Source organism: Mesorhizobium helmanticense, assembly GCF_003034915.1.
In the GTDB taxonomy this organism is placed as follows: domain Bacteria; phylum Pseudomonadota; class Alphaproteobacteria; order Rhizobiales; family Rhizobiaceae; genus Mesorhizobium; species Mesorhizobium helmanticense.
The window spans coordinates 57957-73709 of record NZ_PZJX01000050.1 but is presented as its reverse complement, the minus strand read 5'-3'; the positions used below and the strand labels follow the sequence as shown (position 1 = coordinate 73709).

At 64.8% G+C, this 15753-nt stretch carries 15 protein-coding genes; 10 read left to right on the top strand and 5 right to left on the bottom strand.

Going from position 1 to position 15753, the window contains the following annotated elements; genetic code table 11:
• The first annotated feature begins 26 nt into the window (after window positions 1–26).
• Together radA and C9427_RS26750 are read left to right on the top strand one after the other, a co-directional pair.
• On the top strand, window positions 27–1445 hold the full coding sequence (gene radA / locus C9427_RS26755) for a DNA repair protein RadA (protein ID WP_107652069.1): 1419 nt from the start codon (window positions 27–29) through the stop codon (window positions 1443–1445).
• A gap of 48 nt (window positions 1446–1493) precedes the next feature.
• Complete coding sequence (locus C9427_RS26750) at window positions 1494–2177, top strand: CvpA family protein (RefSeq protein WP_107652068.1); 684 nt, start codon at window positions 1494–1496, stop codon at window positions 2175–2177.
• 22 nt (window positions 2178–2199) lie between these two features.
• On the opposite strand, the gene C9427_RS26745 is transcribed toward C9427_RS26750, so the two are convergent.
• Entirely contained in the window at window positions 2200–2655 is a 456-nt protein-coding gene (locus C9427_RS26745) for a DUF4826 family protein (RefSeq protein ID WP_107652067.1), read from the bottom strand.
• Window positions 2656–2787: 132 nt separating this feature from the next.
• Between C9427_RS26745 and purF the strand changes: the two genes are divergently transcribed.
• The 4 genes from purF to C9427_RS26725 all read left to right on the top strand — a co-directional run bounded on the left by purF (window position 2788) and on the right by C9427_RS26725 (window position 6418).
• A complete protein-coding gene (purF, locus tag C9427_RS26740; protein ID WP_107652066.1) occupies window positions 2788–4257 on the top strand; it encodes an amidophosphoribosyltransferase in 1470 nt (489 codons plus the stop codon).
• Window positions 4258–4570: 313 nt separating this feature from the next.
• Window positions 4571–5317 (top strand): SDR family NAD(P)-dependent oxidoreductase, encoded by a 747-nt coding sequence (locus C9427_RS26735; RefSeq protein ID WP_107652065.1) that lies wholly within the window; start codon window positions 4571–4573, stop codon window positions 5315–5317.
• Window positions 5318–5392: 75 nt separating this feature from the next.
• Window positions 5393–6022, top strand: coding sequence for a hypothetical protein (locus C9427_RS26730; protein WP_107652064.1), 630 nt, complete (start codon window positions 5393–5395; stop codon window positions 6020–6022).
• Window positions 6023–6196: 174 nt separating this feature from the next.
• Window positions 6197–6418, top strand: a complete 222-nt coding sequence (locus tag C9427_RS26725; protein ID WP_107652063.1) for a hypothetical protein — start codon at window positions 6197–6199, stop codon at window positions 6416–6418.
• A gap of 205 nt (window positions 6419–6623) precedes the next feature.
• On the opposite strand, the gene C9427_RS26720 is transcribed toward C9427_RS26725, so the two are convergent.
• Window positions 6624–7130, bottom strand: a complete 507-nt coding sequence (locus C9427_RS26720) for an OsmC family protein (protein ID WP_107652062.1) — start codon at window positions 7128–7130, stop codon at window positions 6624–6626.
• Between the two features lie 153 nt (window positions 7131–7283).
• Here C9427_RS26720 and C9427_RS26715 point away from each other — a divergent pair, with 153 nt between their 5' ends.
• Complete coding sequence (locus C9427_RS26715; protein ID WP_107652061.1) at window positions 7284–8795, top strand: S10 family peptidase; 1512 nt, start codon at window positions 7284–7286, stop codon at window positions 8793–8795.
• 25 nt (window positions 8796–8820) lie between these two features.
• Here C9427_RS26715 and C9427_RS26710 read toward each other — a convergent pair whose 3' ends face one another.
• Window positions 8821–9855 (bottom strand): MerR family transcriptional regulator, encoded by a 1035-nt coding sequence (locus tag C9427_RS26710; RefSeq protein ID WP_107652060.1) that lies wholly within the window; start codon window positions 9853–9855, stop codon window positions 8821–8823.
• Between the two features lie 240 nt (window positions 9856–10095).
• Between C9427_RS26710 and C9427_RS26705 the strand changes: the two genes are divergently transcribed.
• Window positions 10096–10983, top strand: a complete 888-nt coding sequence (locus C9427_RS26705) for a DMT family transporter (RefSeq protein WP_167434494.1) — start codon at window positions 10096–10098, stop codon at window positions 10981–10983.
• 103 nt (window positions 10984–11086) lie between these two features.
• On the opposite strand, the gene C9427_RS26700 is transcribed toward C9427_RS26705, so the two are convergent.
• Entirely contained in the window at window positions 11087–12016 is a 930-nt protein-coding gene (locus tag C9427_RS26700) for a LysR substrate-binding domain-containing protein (RefSeq protein WP_107652058.1), read from the bottom strand.
• 114 nt (window positions 12017–12130) lie between these two features.
• Here C9427_RS26700 and C9427_RS26695 point away from each other — a divergent pair, with 114 nt between their 5' ends.
• The gene (locus tag C9427_RS26695) at window positions 12131–12538 is read left to right on the top strand and encodes a tautomerase family protein (RefSeq protein ID WP_107652057.1); all 408 of its coding nucleotides are present in this window, start codon (window positions 12131–12133) and stop codon (window positions 12536–12538) included.
• Between the two features lie 143 nt (window positions 12539–12681).
• Window positions 12682–14904, top strand: coding sequence for an AMP-binding protein (locus tag C9427_RS26690; protein WP_107652056.1), 2223 nt, complete (start codon window positions 12682–12684; stop codon window positions 14902–14904).
• 28 nt (window positions 14905–14932) lie between these two features.
• Here C9427_RS26690 and C9427_RS26685 read toward each other — a convergent pair whose 3' ends face one another.
• Window positions 14933–15751 carry a CDP-alcohol phosphatidyltransferase family protein gene (locus C9427_RS26685; protein ID WP_107652055.1) on the bottom strand — a complete coding sequence of 273 codons (819 nt, stop codon included), beginning with the start codon at window positions 15749–15751 and terminating at the stop codon, window positions 14933–14935.
• Window positions 15752–15753: the final 2 nt, after the last annotated feature.

The following is a 15753-nucleotide window of genomic DNA, read 5'->3' as shown; positions in this document are numbered from 1 at the left end:
TCGCCAATTGGCGGGAAGGTAGCAGATTGGCCAAATCGCGCGTCCAATTCATCTGCCAGAATTGCGGATCGGTGCATCAGCGCTGGGCCGGCAAATGCGACGCCTGTGGCGAGTGGAACACGCTGGTCGAGGAAGGCACGGCAGGCGGTATAGGTTCAGGCCCGGCCAACACCCGCAACGCGCGCAAGGGCCGCGCCGTGGTGCTGACCAGCCTCTCCGGCGACATCGAGGATGCGCCGCGCATCGTTTCCGGCATCGGCGAGCTCGACCGCGCCACCGGCGGCGGTTTTGTCCGCGGTTCCGCACTTCTGGTCGGCGGCGATCCGGGGATCGGCAAGTCGACGCTCTTGACGCAGGCGGCCGCGGCACTCGCGGCAAAGGGCCACCGCATCGTCTATGTCTCGGGCGAAGAGGCCGTCGCCCAGATCAGGTTGCGGGCGCAGCGGCTCGGCGTTGCCGACACCCCGGTGGAGCTGGCGGCCGAGACGAATGTCGAGGACATTCTGGCCACCATCGCCGACGGCAAGCGGCCGGACCTGGTGATCCTCGATTCGATCCAGACCTTGTGGACCGACATGGCCGATTCGGCGCCCGGCACCGTCACCCAGGTGCGCGCCGCCGCCCAGGCGATGATCCGCTATGCGAAATCGACAGGCGCGGCGATCGTGCTCGTCGGCCACGTCACCAAGGAAGGCCAGATCGCCGGGCCGCGCGTGGTCGAGCACATGGTCGACGCCGTGCTCTATTTCGAGGGCGAAGGCGGCCACCACTACCGCATCCTGCGCACGGTCAAGAACCGGTTCGGACCGACCGACGAAATCGGCGTCTTCGAAATGTCGGACAAGGGCCTGCGCGAGGTCGCCAATCCGTCCGAACTCTTTCTCGGCGAACGCCATGCAAAATCGCCGGGTGCCGCGGTTTTCGCCGGCATGGAAGGTACGCGTCCGGTGCTGGTCGAGATCCAGGCGCTGGTGGCGCCCTCGTCGCTGGGCACGCCGCGCCGTGCCGTCGTCGGCTGGGACGGCGCCCGGCTGTCGATGATCCTCGCCGTTCTCGAAGCCCATTGCGGGGTCCGCTTCGGCACGCACGACGTCTATCTCAACGTCGCCGGCGGCTACCGCATCACGGAGCCTGCCGCCGATCTCGCGGTTGCCGCTGCACTGGTTTCGTCGCTCACCGGTCTTGCCCTTCCGGCCGATTGCGTCTATTTCGGCGAAATCAGCCTTTCGGGCGCCGTGAGGCCGGTTGCGCATGCGCAGCAGCGCCTCAAGGAAGCCGAAAAGCTGGGTTTTGGAAGTGCGGTTCTGCCCTTGGGCAGCGAGGAACTTGTTGGTGGCAATGGAGCCGGGGGGATAGGGGCCTGCGCTTTCCAGCCCACCGAACTGGCCGACCTCGTGGCGCGGATAGCCGGCTCACGGCGCAGCCGCGCCGACGAGCAAGAGTGACGCGACTCGCCCGAGTTGTGAAAAAGAGATCGGAGTGGGGCCAAAGACATGCCGATTACGCTGCTTGACGGAATTCTCGTCGGCTTCACCCTGGTCTCGGCGATGCTCGCCATGGTTCGCGGCTTTTCACGCGAGATCCTGTCCATCATCGCCTGGATAGCAGCGGCGGCTGCGGCATTCTTCCTGTACAAGCCGGTCCTGCCTTACGTTCAGCCCTATATCGACAATGAGAAGATCGCCATGGCGGCGTCCGCCGGCATCGTCTTCGTCATTGCGCTCATCGTGGTTTCCGTCATCACCATGAAGCTCGCCGACTGGATCATCGATTCCAGGATCGGCGCGCTCGACCGCACGCTGGGCTTCCTCTATGGCGCGGCGCGCGGCATCCTGGTCGTCGCGGTGGCCTTGCTGTTCTTCAACTGGCTGGCCGGCACCAAGGCTCCAGGATGGGTCGCCAACGCCAAATCGCGGCCGCTGCTGGAATCGATCGGCGCCAAACTCGAAAGCATGCTGCCCGAGGATCCGGAAAACACCATCCTCAAGCAGCTCAACCCGAATCAGCCGGCCGCACCCGAGGCCGGCGCCGAGACGCCGGCGGCTCCCGACGCGCCTGCGGCTGATGCCCCGGCAACCGGCGACGAAGCCCCGGTGCCAGACGATAGCGAAACCGACGCGCCGCCGGCCGACAACGCCCCAGCCACCCCACCGGCTACTCCGGCGCCGGCAAACTGAAGTTCTGCCTCAGCGCATTGGGTCAAGCTTTCGAGGGCGCTTCGGGAGCATCCCAAACGCTATCGTCACTCGCCCAGTCGAGCAGTATCTTTGCCCTCGATCGAAGCAGAGGCGCCAATGTTGTGGCGTGTTCAGGGCCGCCGGTTGTAAATTCTTCGTGCTCTCGTCCTTCAGCCATTGCTGCCGCCACTTCCTTCCAGCGCAAGCCGAAGTCCCGAACGGCGGCCCGAGGAGTCCCGTCCGGTCCGCAGCTGATGTAGTCGGTTGGTAGGTCGCCAGAGATTGCCCACCAACCAACCCACTCTGGATGCTCGATGCTTTCGATCGCCCAAACCGCAACATACGGATAAACATGCCAGGCAGGCCATTCTCCCACCCTGCCATGTTTCAAATTCTCGCGACCCAGATAACCGAGCACGTATTGGCGTTGCGATTCGCACCAAGCTTCTTCTTCGGCCTCGTCGGGTTCATCCTGCATTTGCAACGACCTGTGTGGAGGACAACGCTACCGAATAGTTGACAAGCATAACAACGCGGCATTCTGATTTGCCAGTGGCATTGACTGACCGACTGCATTATATGACGCCTTTCCACAATGAGGCTCTAAGAGATGGCAGACGCAGACGACGTGCTTTCCGCCGAAGCCGACGACCATTTCCACGACGAATGCGGCGTGTTCGGCATTTTCGGCCGGCAGGACGCCGCAGCCATCGTCACGCTCGGTCTGCATGCGCTCCAGCATCGCGGCCAGGAAGCGGCCGGCATCGTTTCCTATGACGGCACCCAGTTCCATGTCGAACGCCATGTCGGCCTGATCGGCGACACCTTCACCAAGCAGCATGTCATCGACAGCCTGCAAGGCAACCGCGCCATCGGTCACACGCGCTACGCCACCACCGGCGGCGCCGGCCTGCGCAACATCCAGCCATTTTTCGCCGAACTCGCCGATGGCGGTTTCGCCGTCGCCCACAATGGCAACCTCACCAACGCCATGACCGTGCAGCGCGCGCTGCAGAAACAGGGCGCGATCTTTTCGTCGACCTCCGACACCGAGACGATCCTGCATCTGGTCGCCACCTCAAAGGAGCGCGACCTGAATTCGCGCTTCATCGACGCGGTGCGCCAGGTCGAAGGCGCCTTCTCGCTGGTGGCGATGACGGCCAAGAAGATGATCGGCTGCCGCGATCCGCTCGGCATCCGCCCGCTGGTGCTGGGCGACCTCGACGGCGCCTGGATCCTGGCTTCCGAAACCTGCGCGCTCGACATCATCGGCGCGCGTTTCGTGCGCGACCTGAAGCCCGGCGAGATGGTCGTCGTCACCGCCAAGGGCATTGAGAGCCTGTTCCCCTTCGAGCCGCAGAAGACCCGCTTCTGCATCTTCGAATATGTCTATTTCGCGCGACCGGATTCCTCGGTCGAAGGCCGCAACGTCTATGAGGTGCGCAAGCGCATCGGCGCCGAGCTGGCGCTCGAAAGCCCCGTGGAGGCCGACATCGTCGTGCCGGTGCCGGATTCGGGCACGCCGGCGGCAATCGGTTTCTCCCAGGCCGCGGGCATTCCGTTCGAGCTTGGCATCATCCGCAACCACTATGTCGGCCGCACCTTCATCCAGCCGGGCGATTCGATCCGCCACATGGGCGTCAAGCTCAAGCACAATGCCAACCGCCGCATGATCGAAGGCAAGCGCGTGGTGCTGGTCGATGACTCGATCGTGCGCGGCACCACCAGCCAGAAGATCGTGCAGATGGTGCGCGACGCCGGCGCCAAGGAAGTGCATATGCGCATCGCCTCGCCGCCGACGCGCGCCTCGTGCTTTTATGGCGTCGACACGCCGGAGAAATCGAAGCTTTTGGCATCGCGCATGTCGGTGGAAGAGATGGCCGATTTCATCCGCGTCGATTCGCTTGGCTTCCTCACTATCGACGGCCTCTACCGCGCCGTCGGCGAAGCCGGCCGCGACAATGAGCAGCCGCAATTCTGCGACGCCTGTTTTACGGGGCAATACCCGACGCGGCTTGCCGACTTCGAAGGCTCCGACAATGTACGCACGCTGTCGCTGCTGGCGGCGAGCGGGGCTTAGGTCTTGTCGCAACTGTGATTGGCGAAACCGGCGGAATATCTGATCTCCCCCCTTGCGGGGGAGATGCCCGGCAGGGCAGAGGGGGGTGCTGTCCCTCCGGCCTGTCAATCAATCCTAGCAGTGCCCTCGGGCTGATTTACCATCCGAATCGGCTCAATTCGGTACGCCGTGATCCTTCACACCCCCCTCTGTCCTGCCGGACATCTCCCCCGCAAGGCGGGAGATCGAGCTCTCATCTCCTCTTTCGCCAATCGCACAGGTCGACTGGGCAGGACAAAGTTCGCCATAGAGCACTAACCTTCGGAGCTGCCCGGTGACCCCTGCCCTCGACCTCTCCGGCCGCGTCGCGGTCGTCACCGGTGCCTCTCGCGGCATCGGTTATTTCATCGCCAAGGAACTGGCCGCCGCCGGCGCGCATGTGATTGCGGTCGCGCGCACTGTCGGCGGGCTGGAGGAACTCGACGACCAGATCAAGGCGGCTGGCGGACAAGCGACGCTGGTGCCACTCGACCTTGCCGACATGGCAGGCATCGACCGGCTGGGCGGCGCCATCCATGAGCGCTGGGGCAAGCTCGACATCCTGGTCGCCAACGCCGCCGTGCTCGGCGTCATCTCGCCGATCGGCCATGTCGAGGCCAAGACCTTCGAGAAGGTGATGACCATCAACGTCACCTCGACCTGGCGGCTGATCCGCTCGGTCGACCCGCTGCTGAGGCTCTCCGACGCCGGCCGCGCCATCATCCTGTCGTCCAACGCCGCGCATTCGGCGCGCGCCTTCTGGGCGCCCTATGCGGCTTCGAAGGCGGCGGTCGAAACCATGATGCGCTCCTGGGCGCATGAGGCGGAAAACTCGGCGCTACGCGTCAACGCCGCCGACCCCGGCGCCACCCGTACCGCCATGCGGGCGCTGGCCGTACCCGGCGAGGATCCGGAAACGCTGCCGCACCCGTCTGAGATCGCCAAGCGCATCGTGCCGCTGGCGAGCCCCGATCTGAAAGAAACCGGGCTGATCTTCCAGGCCAAGCACAACCGCTTTGTCGCCTACCGGCAGCCGGAATAAACTTGACTTCAAGAGGGATGAAATAGGCCTCCGGCTACGTTCTTCGAATGTAACATTCGAAACCGGAGGACCATCATGCGCAGACTGCTTCTCGTTACCGCCGCCACCTTGCTTGCAGCCGCCGGCGTTGCCTCGGCACAGGATGCGACGATGAGTTTCTTCGTCACCAGCGTGGGATCCGGCAAGGGTGCCGATCTCGGTGGGCTGAAGGGTGCGGACGCGCATTGCGCCTCGCTGGCTGAAGCCGCCGGCGTCACCGGCAAGACCTGGGCTGCCTATCTCTCGACCAGCGACACCGATGCACGCGACCGCATCGGCAAGGGGCCGTGGTTCGACGCCAAGGGCGTCAAGATCGCCGACGACGTCGCTTCGCTGCACAGCGACGCTAACGCCATCACCAAGCAGACAGCGCTCGACGAAAAGGGCGAGGTCGTCAACGGCCGCGGCGACAAGCCCAACCGGCACGACATACTGACCGGCTCCAAGCCCGATGGAACGAAGATCGCCGACCAGACCTGCGGCGACTGGACAATGGGCGGGGCCGAAGGCGCGGCGATGGTGGGTCATCATGATCGTATGGGCCTCGACGATTCGGCCGCTGCCAAATCGTGGAACTCCTCGCACGCCTCGCGCGGCGGCTGTAGCCAGGACGCGCTGAAGGGCACCGGCGGCGACGGCCTGTTCTATTGCTTTGCAACGAACTGAGCCGGTATTCGCAAACCCTTAACGCATGATCCTTTCCGGAAATCGGAGAGGATCGCGCTATCACGCGGCTGTGATGCCGTGGCGCATCGCCGCGCCCCGGCCGCGCTTTCGTCTGTCATGCGGAGTTGATAGGATCGTCGCGACTCCCACAACAATCACAGCGAGGAAATTCCCATGGCGGCTTCGAGCGTAGCTTTGGTCTGGTATCTGGTGATCGCCGGTCCGCAAGGCGGCATGGTCGTGCTGCCCAGCACCTTCGACACCCGCGAACAATGCACCAATGCCGTCACCGAGTACCAGAAGCAGCCGACGCCGACCGGCTGGGCAGTGCAGTGTGTGCCGAGCGCTTCGCCCTTCACCGATGAAGGCGATGCCGAGGAACCATCGGCACAGTAGGGAAGCGGCGCCGCAACTGCAATCTCCCCCCTCGTGGGGGAGATGTCCGGCAGGACAGAGGGGGGCGTGAAGGATCGCCGACCTTCGCTTAATCTATCCGTTACGAACGGGCTTGGTCTGATTGAACAGTGCTGAGAGGCCGGCGGGACAGCGCGCCCCTCTGCCCTGCCGGGCATCTCCCCCACAAGGGGGGAGATTGGCAGCGTCAACGTCGCGCGCTTACGGTCAGTTCCGGCTTGGTGTTGATGGTCTGGAACACCACGCAATAGCGTTCGGTCAGCTTAAGCAGCGCATCGATGCGCTCCTGCGGCTCGTCGGTGTCGAGGCCGAAATTAAGCCTGATGGCGCGGAAGCCGACCGGCGCATCTTTTGCCACGCCAAGCGTGCCGCGAAAATCGAGATCGCCTTCGGCTTCCACAGTGGCGGCGCCGAGCCTGAATTCCAGCGCCGTCGCCACCGCCTTCAACGTCACGCCGGCGCATGCGACCAGCGCCTCCAGCAGCATGTCGCCGGAGCAGAGTTCGAGCCCCGAACCGCCGGTTGCGGGATGCAGGCCGGCAACGGCAAGCGCCCTGCCCGTTTCGACCTTGCAAGCGATCGACTCGTCATCGATCGAGCCCTTGGCCCTTAGCGTGATCAGCGCGCGCGACGCATCGTCCCGATAGGCCTCCTTCAGCGGCGCCTGCATGGCCTTGAGTGCGGTCACGTCCATTTCCGTTCCTTTCGACAGTCTTTCGCGCCTTGATAGCAGCCGCTGTGTTTGAGCGAAACCGAAGTGGCAGATTGCTTGGACCGCACAGACCATTTCCTTTGACTTCGATCGCCTCGGCCATACCTATGCGGGAGTTGTTCTCGCGGAGCTGTCATGCCGTTCAAGCTGAAACTGATCTCCCTCATCCTGCTGGTGCTTGCCGGCTTCGCGCAGCCTGTCCTGGCCGAAACGGCTGGGCGCCCGGCGCCCACGGGCGGCGTGCTGTCGCTGCTGCCGCCACCGCAGACCACAGACCATTCGATCACGCTGGCCGGGCGCAAGCTCGACTATCAGGCTAAGGCCGGCACGTTGTCTCTGCTTTCCGGCAAGGGCGAGGTCACAGCGGAGATCTTCTATGTCGCCTATGTCAGGCGGTTGCCAGACGACGCGGCGAAGGAGCCGCGGCGTCCCATCACCTTCGTCTTCAATGGCGGCCCCGGAGCGGCGTCCGCCTATCTGCATCTCGGCGCGCTCGGCCCGCGCGTAATCGGCACCGGAAACGATGGGCAATTCCTGCCCTCGCCGCAAAAACTCATCGACAATCCAGACAGTTGGCTCGACATGACCGACCTCGTCTTCGTCGATCCCGTCGGAACCGGCTACAGCCGCGAGGCGCCGGGCCAGAACACGCACGATTTCTGGGGCGTCAACCAGGATGCGAGTTCGATAGGCGCCTTCATCCGGCTCTATCTTGCGCAGAACGGCCGCACCGCATCGCCGCTCTTCCTCGCCGGCGAAAGCTATGGCGGGTTCCGGGCGGCGCTGCTCGCCAGGACCTTGCAGGAGGATATCGGCATCAGCCCAAACGGTATCGTGCTGATCTCGCCGGCGCTGGAGTTCATGCTGGTGCAGCCCGACGAATTCGAGCCGCTGCACTGGGCGCTCGAACTGCCGTCGCTCGCGGCGGTACGCCTGCGCAGCGAAGGCATTACCGGCCATGCGCTTCAGGAGAAGCTCGCCGAGGTCGAGCACTATGCGCTGGGCGGCTATCTTACGGCTTTGGCCAGCGGGCTGGAACAAGGCGGGCGGGTGGCCAGCCAGCGCGTGGCCGACATCACCGGCCTGCCGCTCGAACTCGTCCAGCGGAATTTTGCCCGCATCCCGACCGGCCTGTTCGCCAGGGAGTTCGCCCGCGCCAACGGCAAAGTGCTCAGTCCCTATGATGGCACGATCGCCACGGCAGATATCGCGCCCGAGAGCGCCCGCATCGCCGGCCCGGATCCGGTGCTCGACCGCAGCGTACCGGTGCTGACCTCGGCCTTCACCGGCTATATCAGCGACGAGCTGAACTACCGCACCGATGTCAGCTACCGGTTGCTCAACGGCGAGATCAGCCGCAATTGGGACTACGGCACCTCGCGGCAAGGCTATGCCGGGGTGATGGACGATCTGCAGCGGGCGCGCTCGTTGAACCCTGCGCTCGGCGTCGTGATCGTCAACGGCTACACCGATCTCGTCACGCCCTATCTGGCCTCGCGCTATCTGGTGAATCAGATCCCGTCGCTCACCGATGCAAAACCCATCCGCCTCGATGTAGTGGAGGGTGGGCACATGATGTATTTCAGGCCGGACGGCCGACGCGCGCTGAAAGAGGCCGCTTCGGAACTCTACCAGGCGACGCAGTGAGCGCGTCGCAGCTGGAGTGAGGGATTCAGGCGACCTCAGGCCGCCATGCAACAACGCCTTCCGTCCGCGCCCGCACCTCAGGCGAGGCCAGGCAGGTGGCAACGGCCTCGTAGCCAGGAGTGCCGGGGTATGGGGCGACATAGGTTGGCGGACTGTGATTGGCGGGGCAGAGGATGATCGGTTCATCAATGCCAACCGCCGCCAGATCCAGGATTGCGCAGGAGCGCGTGAGCAGGAAAAGCGGCCGACCACCGGGGCCACGGCGGCGCAGATGGGCAATCAGCGCCTCCTGGGAGGCCTGGTCCAGCCCCTGCTCGATCATGTCGACGACCAGGACGGCCGGACCTTCGGTTTCCAACCCAGCGAGGAGGGCAAGCAGTGCGTCCGACACCGCGGCGCCATCCTCCACGAGCCAGGCCAGCGTCCGGTCGACCCGTGCCCTTAGCGCCGGATCGGCGTCCATGCTGGCAAGAGCCACAGCACATCCGTCCGCCAAACGGTCCAGGCCAAGGAAAGCGGTGTTGGGCAGGCTCTCGGCAAGGCGCCGCGCCAGCCGGGTCTTGCCGCTGCCCAGCGGACCGACGATGTAGTTCAGCGTCCGGACCGGTCCCAGTTCGAACCGCTCGCCACCCCAGGGCCAGGGAAGGTCGAAAGCGACGCCGGGTCCGGTATCTGGCATCATCAGGCACGCCAGTTCCGCAATGGTTGGCGCTTCGCCTCCAGCGAGGCCATCCCGCAGGCTGCCTATCTTCTCGATAATGCCGACAAGCTGACGCAGGCGACCCTCGAGGACCGCCTGGTGCGCGGCCAAGGCTGGCTCCATGCCTCTGGCGTCGCCCTCCAGCACCCGCGCCACCTGGGCCAGGCTGAAGCCAAGTCCGCGCAATGCCGCGATCTCGGCCGCGCGGCTCATCTCGACAGGACCGTAGGCCCGCCATCCGGCCGCGGTGCGGATCGGAGCGATCAGGCCTCGCTGCTCATAGAGCCGCAGGGCCTTGGCCGACACGCCTAGCCGGCTGGCGGCTTCGGAAGCGTTCAGGAACTGGGCGGAGGAGCGCATGGAATCACCTTGTTGCTGGCTGACCGCTTTCTTATCTTATCGGGGCTGACCCAGGGGCCAAGTCAACAGCGACGTTCGAAGTGTGTCCCGCGGCCAAAGGCTGCCCTGATCTTCACGGCCGGCCTGCTGATCGTTGGCAACGAACATTCCCGCAAGCGGCTGTAGGATCTGGCAATCCTGCTGACAGTATGGTGTCAGGACGAGACGGCGTAGTCTGGCGAAATGACAGAGGTCTTGAGCATGCCGGGCACCACCGACGCCGCCGCCGAGCGAACCCTTGGCATCATCCTGGTTTCGGCGTCGGCGGCTGTCTTCGGCCTCACCGGCGTGCTGACCAAGTCGATCCATGCCGATCCGCTGACCATCACCTGCTGGCGCGGCTTTGTCGGCTCGATCCTGATCACGCTCTATGTGCTTTGGCGCCGCCGCCGCTCCGGCGGGCGCGAAAGCCTGCGGCTTGGCTGGCGAGGCTGGCTACTGGCCGTCGAGGGAGCGCTGGCCAGCATCGCCTTCATCTCTGCGTTCAAATTCACCTACGTCGCCAATGTCGCCGTCATTTACGCCACCGCGCCCTTCGTCACCGCGCTGCTGGCCTGGGCTCTGGTGCACGAGAGATTCCGGCTGCAGACGATGTTGGCCGCCGCCGTCTCCCTCTGCGGCGTGGGCATCATGGTCTGGTCCGGCTTCGGCACCGGGCATCTGTTGGGCGACGGGCTGGCGCTGCTGATGACGATCGGCGGCGCGCTCTACATGATCATGGTGCGTGCCTTTCGCGATACGCCGGTGGTGTGGGCCGGTGCGGTGGCGGCATTCCTTCTGTTCGTGCTCGGCTGGCTCGTTACCGATCCGCTGGCGGTGTCGCCAAGGGATGCCGTGCTGCTCGCCACCTTTGGCGCCTCCTTCGCACTCGCCTCGATCCTGTGGACGGAGGGCGCGCGCCTCATTCCAGCGGCGGAATCCGGCCTGCTCGGTTCGGCCGAAGTGCCGTTTGCGATCCTGTTCGCCTTCCTGTTCCTGGCCGAGATTCCGCCGGCCGCCAGCATGATCGGCGGCGCCATCGTGCTCTGCGCCGTATTCGCCCATGCCGGGCGCGACTGGCTGGTGGCAAGGCAACGCGCCGCACTTTGATCATGTGCTGAAATAAATCTGCAAAGTCATGGAACCATCACGGGGTTTAGGCATTGTGGCCGTGACGGGTCACCCCCAAGTCCCCCCAAACCCCTCGACCCGTCTAACCTCCAGCCGATCGTAAGGTCGGCTTTTTCTTTGCAGCGCTCATTCTTGCGGGCGCCCACTCTTTGCGACGATCAGGCGGACATTGAAAGACTGCGCTCAGCAGCGCGGCAAGATCCTGCGCCGGCCGCTCGGCGCCTTTGCGCAGCCGAATGGCGAATTCGGCAATCGGAACCGCCGGCAGGGCAAGATCGCGCGGCGCTTCGACGATGCCGGAGTGGGCGAAGCGCGCCGTCCTCAACGTCAGCGCGATGCCGGCATTCACGGCTGTGCGCAGGCCGGCCAGGCTGGCGCTGCCAGCCGCGATGCGATAGCGGCGGCCTGCCGCATCAAGTGCGGCGATCGCTGCTTCGCGAAAGCCGCAATGCGGATCGAGCAGCGCCAGCGGTATCTCGTCCTGGCGCACGGCCAATCCCTTTTGTGAACAGAGCCACACCATCGGCTCCCTGAGCAGGCCGACTTCGTCCGGCGCGGAGGCCTGGCGCATGGCGATCGCCAGATCGAGACCGCCGGCCTGCAGCGCCTGGGTCAATTCGGCGGAGCGGCCAACGCGCAATTCGATCCTGACGCGCGGATGACTGACGGCGAAGGCCCGCAGCAGGTCCGGCAAACCGCTATCGGCGAAATCCTGTGTCGTGCCGATGGCGACGTGCCCGGCAGCCCGCGCGCCCTTCAGCGCCAGCCAAGCCTCGCGATGAGCCGCCAGGATGCGTCTGGCGTGGCCGACGAGGTCCTCGCCCGCCGGTGTCAGGCCGCGGCCCCTGCCCTTTGGCGTCAGAAGCTGCTCGCCGACGATTTCCTCAAGCCGTTGCATCTGCGTGGTGACGGCCGAGGGTGAGCGGCCGACGATCGTCGCCGCCTGTGCCAGCGAGCCGCCGTCGACGAAAGCGAGGAAGGTTTTCAGGAGGTCTGGATCGAGCATCTGCATAGTTCGATTTTATCGAACCTTTATTTGAAAACAATTTGATTTTTTTGATGTGGCTGTAATGGCATGGTTTGTTCGGCGGTTGATAGCCGTCCGTCCCAAACCAAGGAGAGAAAAATGCCGATCATCAATGTCAGCGTCACCGGCAAGCCGGACGCCGCCTTGTCCGCGACAATCGCCAGGGAAGTCACCGGGCTGACCGCCACGCATCTGCGCAAGGACCCGACGATTACCGCGGTCGCGATCACCTATCTCGACCCGCAACACTGGTTCGCCGGCGGCAAGTCACTGGCCGAGCATAGCGCCAACACTTTCTGGCTCGACATCAAGGTCGTCGATGGCACCAACACCAAGCTCGAGCTGGAGGCTTATCTGCGAGCGATCTTTGCCGCCTTCGGCCAGATCCTGGGAAATGTGCACGAGGAAAGCTACGCCCTGGTGCACGAGGTCCCCGCGGCCGCCTATGGTTTCGGCGGCAAGTCGCAGGAATTCCGCTTCATCAGCGGCAGATTGAAGGCAGTGTGAGGAGGCCGACTTCCCTTTCCCATGCAGGAGAAGGTCAGAGCGTCCTCACTCCGCATTGACGTCTCCCCCACTTTCGCTAGGTTCTCCCCCGAAGCGGCCGTGAAAGAGCCGTGGTGCGAAAATCCGTTGGGAGAGATGCGGCAATGATCCTGACACTGGCGTTGCTTGCGGGCCTCGTTGCGGCCTGGCTGCTGATTGGCGTGGTGGAAAAGTTCCGCCTCGGCCTGCGCTTTACCCAGGCGCTGCTCTATGTGCCGTTCAAGCTTGCCTACCGAATCAGCGACGACCGCATCAGGATCGCGCGCAACGCGCCAGCGCCGGTCATCTATGTCATCTCCCACCAGTCGCGCATCGAGCCGGCGCTGATGCTGTCGCTCTTGCCTGATGACACTTTGCACATCCTCGACGATGTCTCGGCGCGGTCTCCCTGGCTGGAGCCGTGGCGCGAGCTTGGCCGCACCATCACCTTCAACGCCGAGCATGTCTTCGTCAGCCGCCGGCTGGTACGAGTGCTGAAGGGCAAGGGCCGCCTCGCCGTCTACCTGCCCGACGCGGTCGAGCCCGACGTCAAGACGTTTCGCCTGTTTCGCGCCGTCACCCGCATCGCCATGCAAGCCAACGCCAGCATCGTGCCGATCTTCGTCGCCGGTACGCGCACCTTGCCGGCGTCGTTGACGCCAGCGGACAAGGCGCCGCGCCACTGGTTTGCGCGCCTGTCGATCAGCGTGCTGGAGCCATTGACCATCGCCGAGCTCGTGGCGCGAAACCCCGACCAGGCCTCGAACACCAATGCGCTGTTCGACCGCGTTGCCGAGGCCCGCCTGTTCGGCAGCGATCTCGATCGCGGTCTGTTCCTGGCCATGCGTGACGCCGCCGACCGCGTCGGCGCCTCGCACCCGATCGTCGAGGACGTCATCTCGGGCGCGCTGAGCTACCGAAAACTGTTCATCGGCGCGCGGGTGCTGGGCCGCCGCTTCGAAGCTGTAACCGCGCCGGGCGAAGCGGTCGGGCTGCTTCTGCCGAATGCCAATGGCGTCGTGTTGTCTTTCGTCGGCCTGCTGTCGGCCGGCCGGGTGGCGGCGATGATCAACTACACCGCAGGGCCGGCCAGCGTCACCGCAGCCGTGCGCACGGCGGTGATCCGCACGGTGGTTTCGTCCCGCGCCTTCGTCGAAAAGGCCGACCTTGCCGACATCGTGGCGGCGGTCGAGAAGGGTGGCGCGAAGCTGTTGTGGCTGGAGGATATCCGCGAAAGCGTGACCACGCTGGAGAAGTTCGCGGCAGCCTTGCGCTGGCGCTGGCCGCTGCAGCGGCAGGACTCGGCCAAGCCGGCGGTGATCCTGTTCACGTCAGGCTCGGAAGGCACGCCCAAGGCGGTGCTGCTGTCGCACCGGAACCTCTACGCCAACGCCATGCAGGCCGAGGCCCGCATCACCATCTCGCCGGCCGATATCCTGCTCAACGTGCTGCCGGTGTTCCACTCCTTCGGTCTGACGGGCGGCACCATCCTGCCGCTGGTCACCGGGGTAAGGCTGTTCCTCTATCCCTCGCCGCTTCACTACAAGATCATTCCGGAGATCGCGCGCAAGGTGCGGCCGACCGTCATGTTCGGCACCGACACGTTCCTCGCCAACTATGCGCGCACCGCCAAGGACGGCGACTTCTCCAGCCTGCGCTTCGTCGTCGCCGGCGCCGAGGCGGTGAAGCCGGAGACGCGCCGCGTCTACCGCGAGCGCTTCCAGGCCGAGATCATCGAAGGCTTCGGGTTGACCGAGGCCGCCCCCGTTGTCGCCGTCAACACCGCCATCCACGGCCGCGACGGTACGGTGGGACGCCTGCTGCCGGCGATACGCATGAAGCTGCAACCGGTCGAGGGCATCAGCGATGCCGGGCAGTTGTGGCTCAACGGGCCAAACCTGATGATGGGCTACATGACCGCGGACCGGCCAGGCGAATTGCAGCCGCTCGAGGGCTGGCACGACACCGGCGACATCGTTTCGATCGATCGCGAGGGCTTCATCACCATTCGCGGCCGCGCCAAGCGTTTCGCCAAGATCGCCGGCGAGATGGTATCGCTGGGCGCGGTGGAGATGCTGGTGCAGTCGCTGTGGCCGGAAGAACGCCATGCCGCGGTCTCGGTGCCGGACAAACGGCGCGGCGAGCGCATCGTGCTGGTCACCACCGCGGACGACGCCGACGCGGAAGAATTGCGCAAGTTCGGCAAGAAGGCAGGTGCCGCCGAATTGATGGTGCCCAACGACATCATCAAGGTCGAAGAGATCCCGGTGCTGGGTTCTGGCAAGACCGACTATGTCTCGACCCGCAAGCTGGCGATCGACAGGCTGGGGCTGAGCGCGGCGGCCTGAATCCGATCAGCGGCTTGCCCGGCGTTTCTTAACCAATATCAGAAGGTGGAACCTTCTCGCCCTCGCGCTTGGCGCGCCTGGTATAGGCACGCACGCTGAACGGCAGGAAGATCAGATAGCCGGCGACCGACGCGGTCAGCGTGTACCAGGGGTAGGTCATCAGCAACAGCACATAGAGGACGACGCCGAGAATAACTGGCAGCACCTTGTCGCCCGGTATCCTTATGCTCTTGCCGGAATAGACCGGAAGCCGGCTGACAAGCAGGAAGGCGACGAGGATGGTGAAGCCGGTGCCGATGAAGGCGGCCAGGCGGCTCGGCTCCAGGCCAAGGCGCAGGAAATAGAGGTAGAGCGGCAGCATGACCAGCACGGCGCCGGCCGGCGCCGGTACGCCGACGAAATATTCGCTCTGCCAAAGCGGACGTTCGGCCTTCTCCTCGTCAAGCACGTTGAAGCGGGCAAGCCTCAACCCACAGGCGATGGTGAACAACAGTGCCGCGATCCAGCCGGGCGAGCCGGCGCGATCGAGCAGGAAGGCATAGAGCACCAATGCCGGCGCGACGCCGAAATTGACGATGTCGGCCAGCGAATCCATCTGCGCGCCGAATTTGGAGGTCGCTTTCAGCATCCGCGCCAGGCGGCCGTCGATACCGTCGAGAAAGGCGGCAAGCAGCACCATGACCACCGCCGGCTCGAAGCGCCCTTCGAAGCCGAAGCGGATGCCGGACAGGCCGGCGCAGATGGCAAGCACGGTGACGAGGTTGGGCAGCACCATGCGCATCGGGATTTCGCGGATGCGCGGGCCGCCGCTGGCATGCGCCTCGAATTTCTTGAACGGCGCGCCCACCG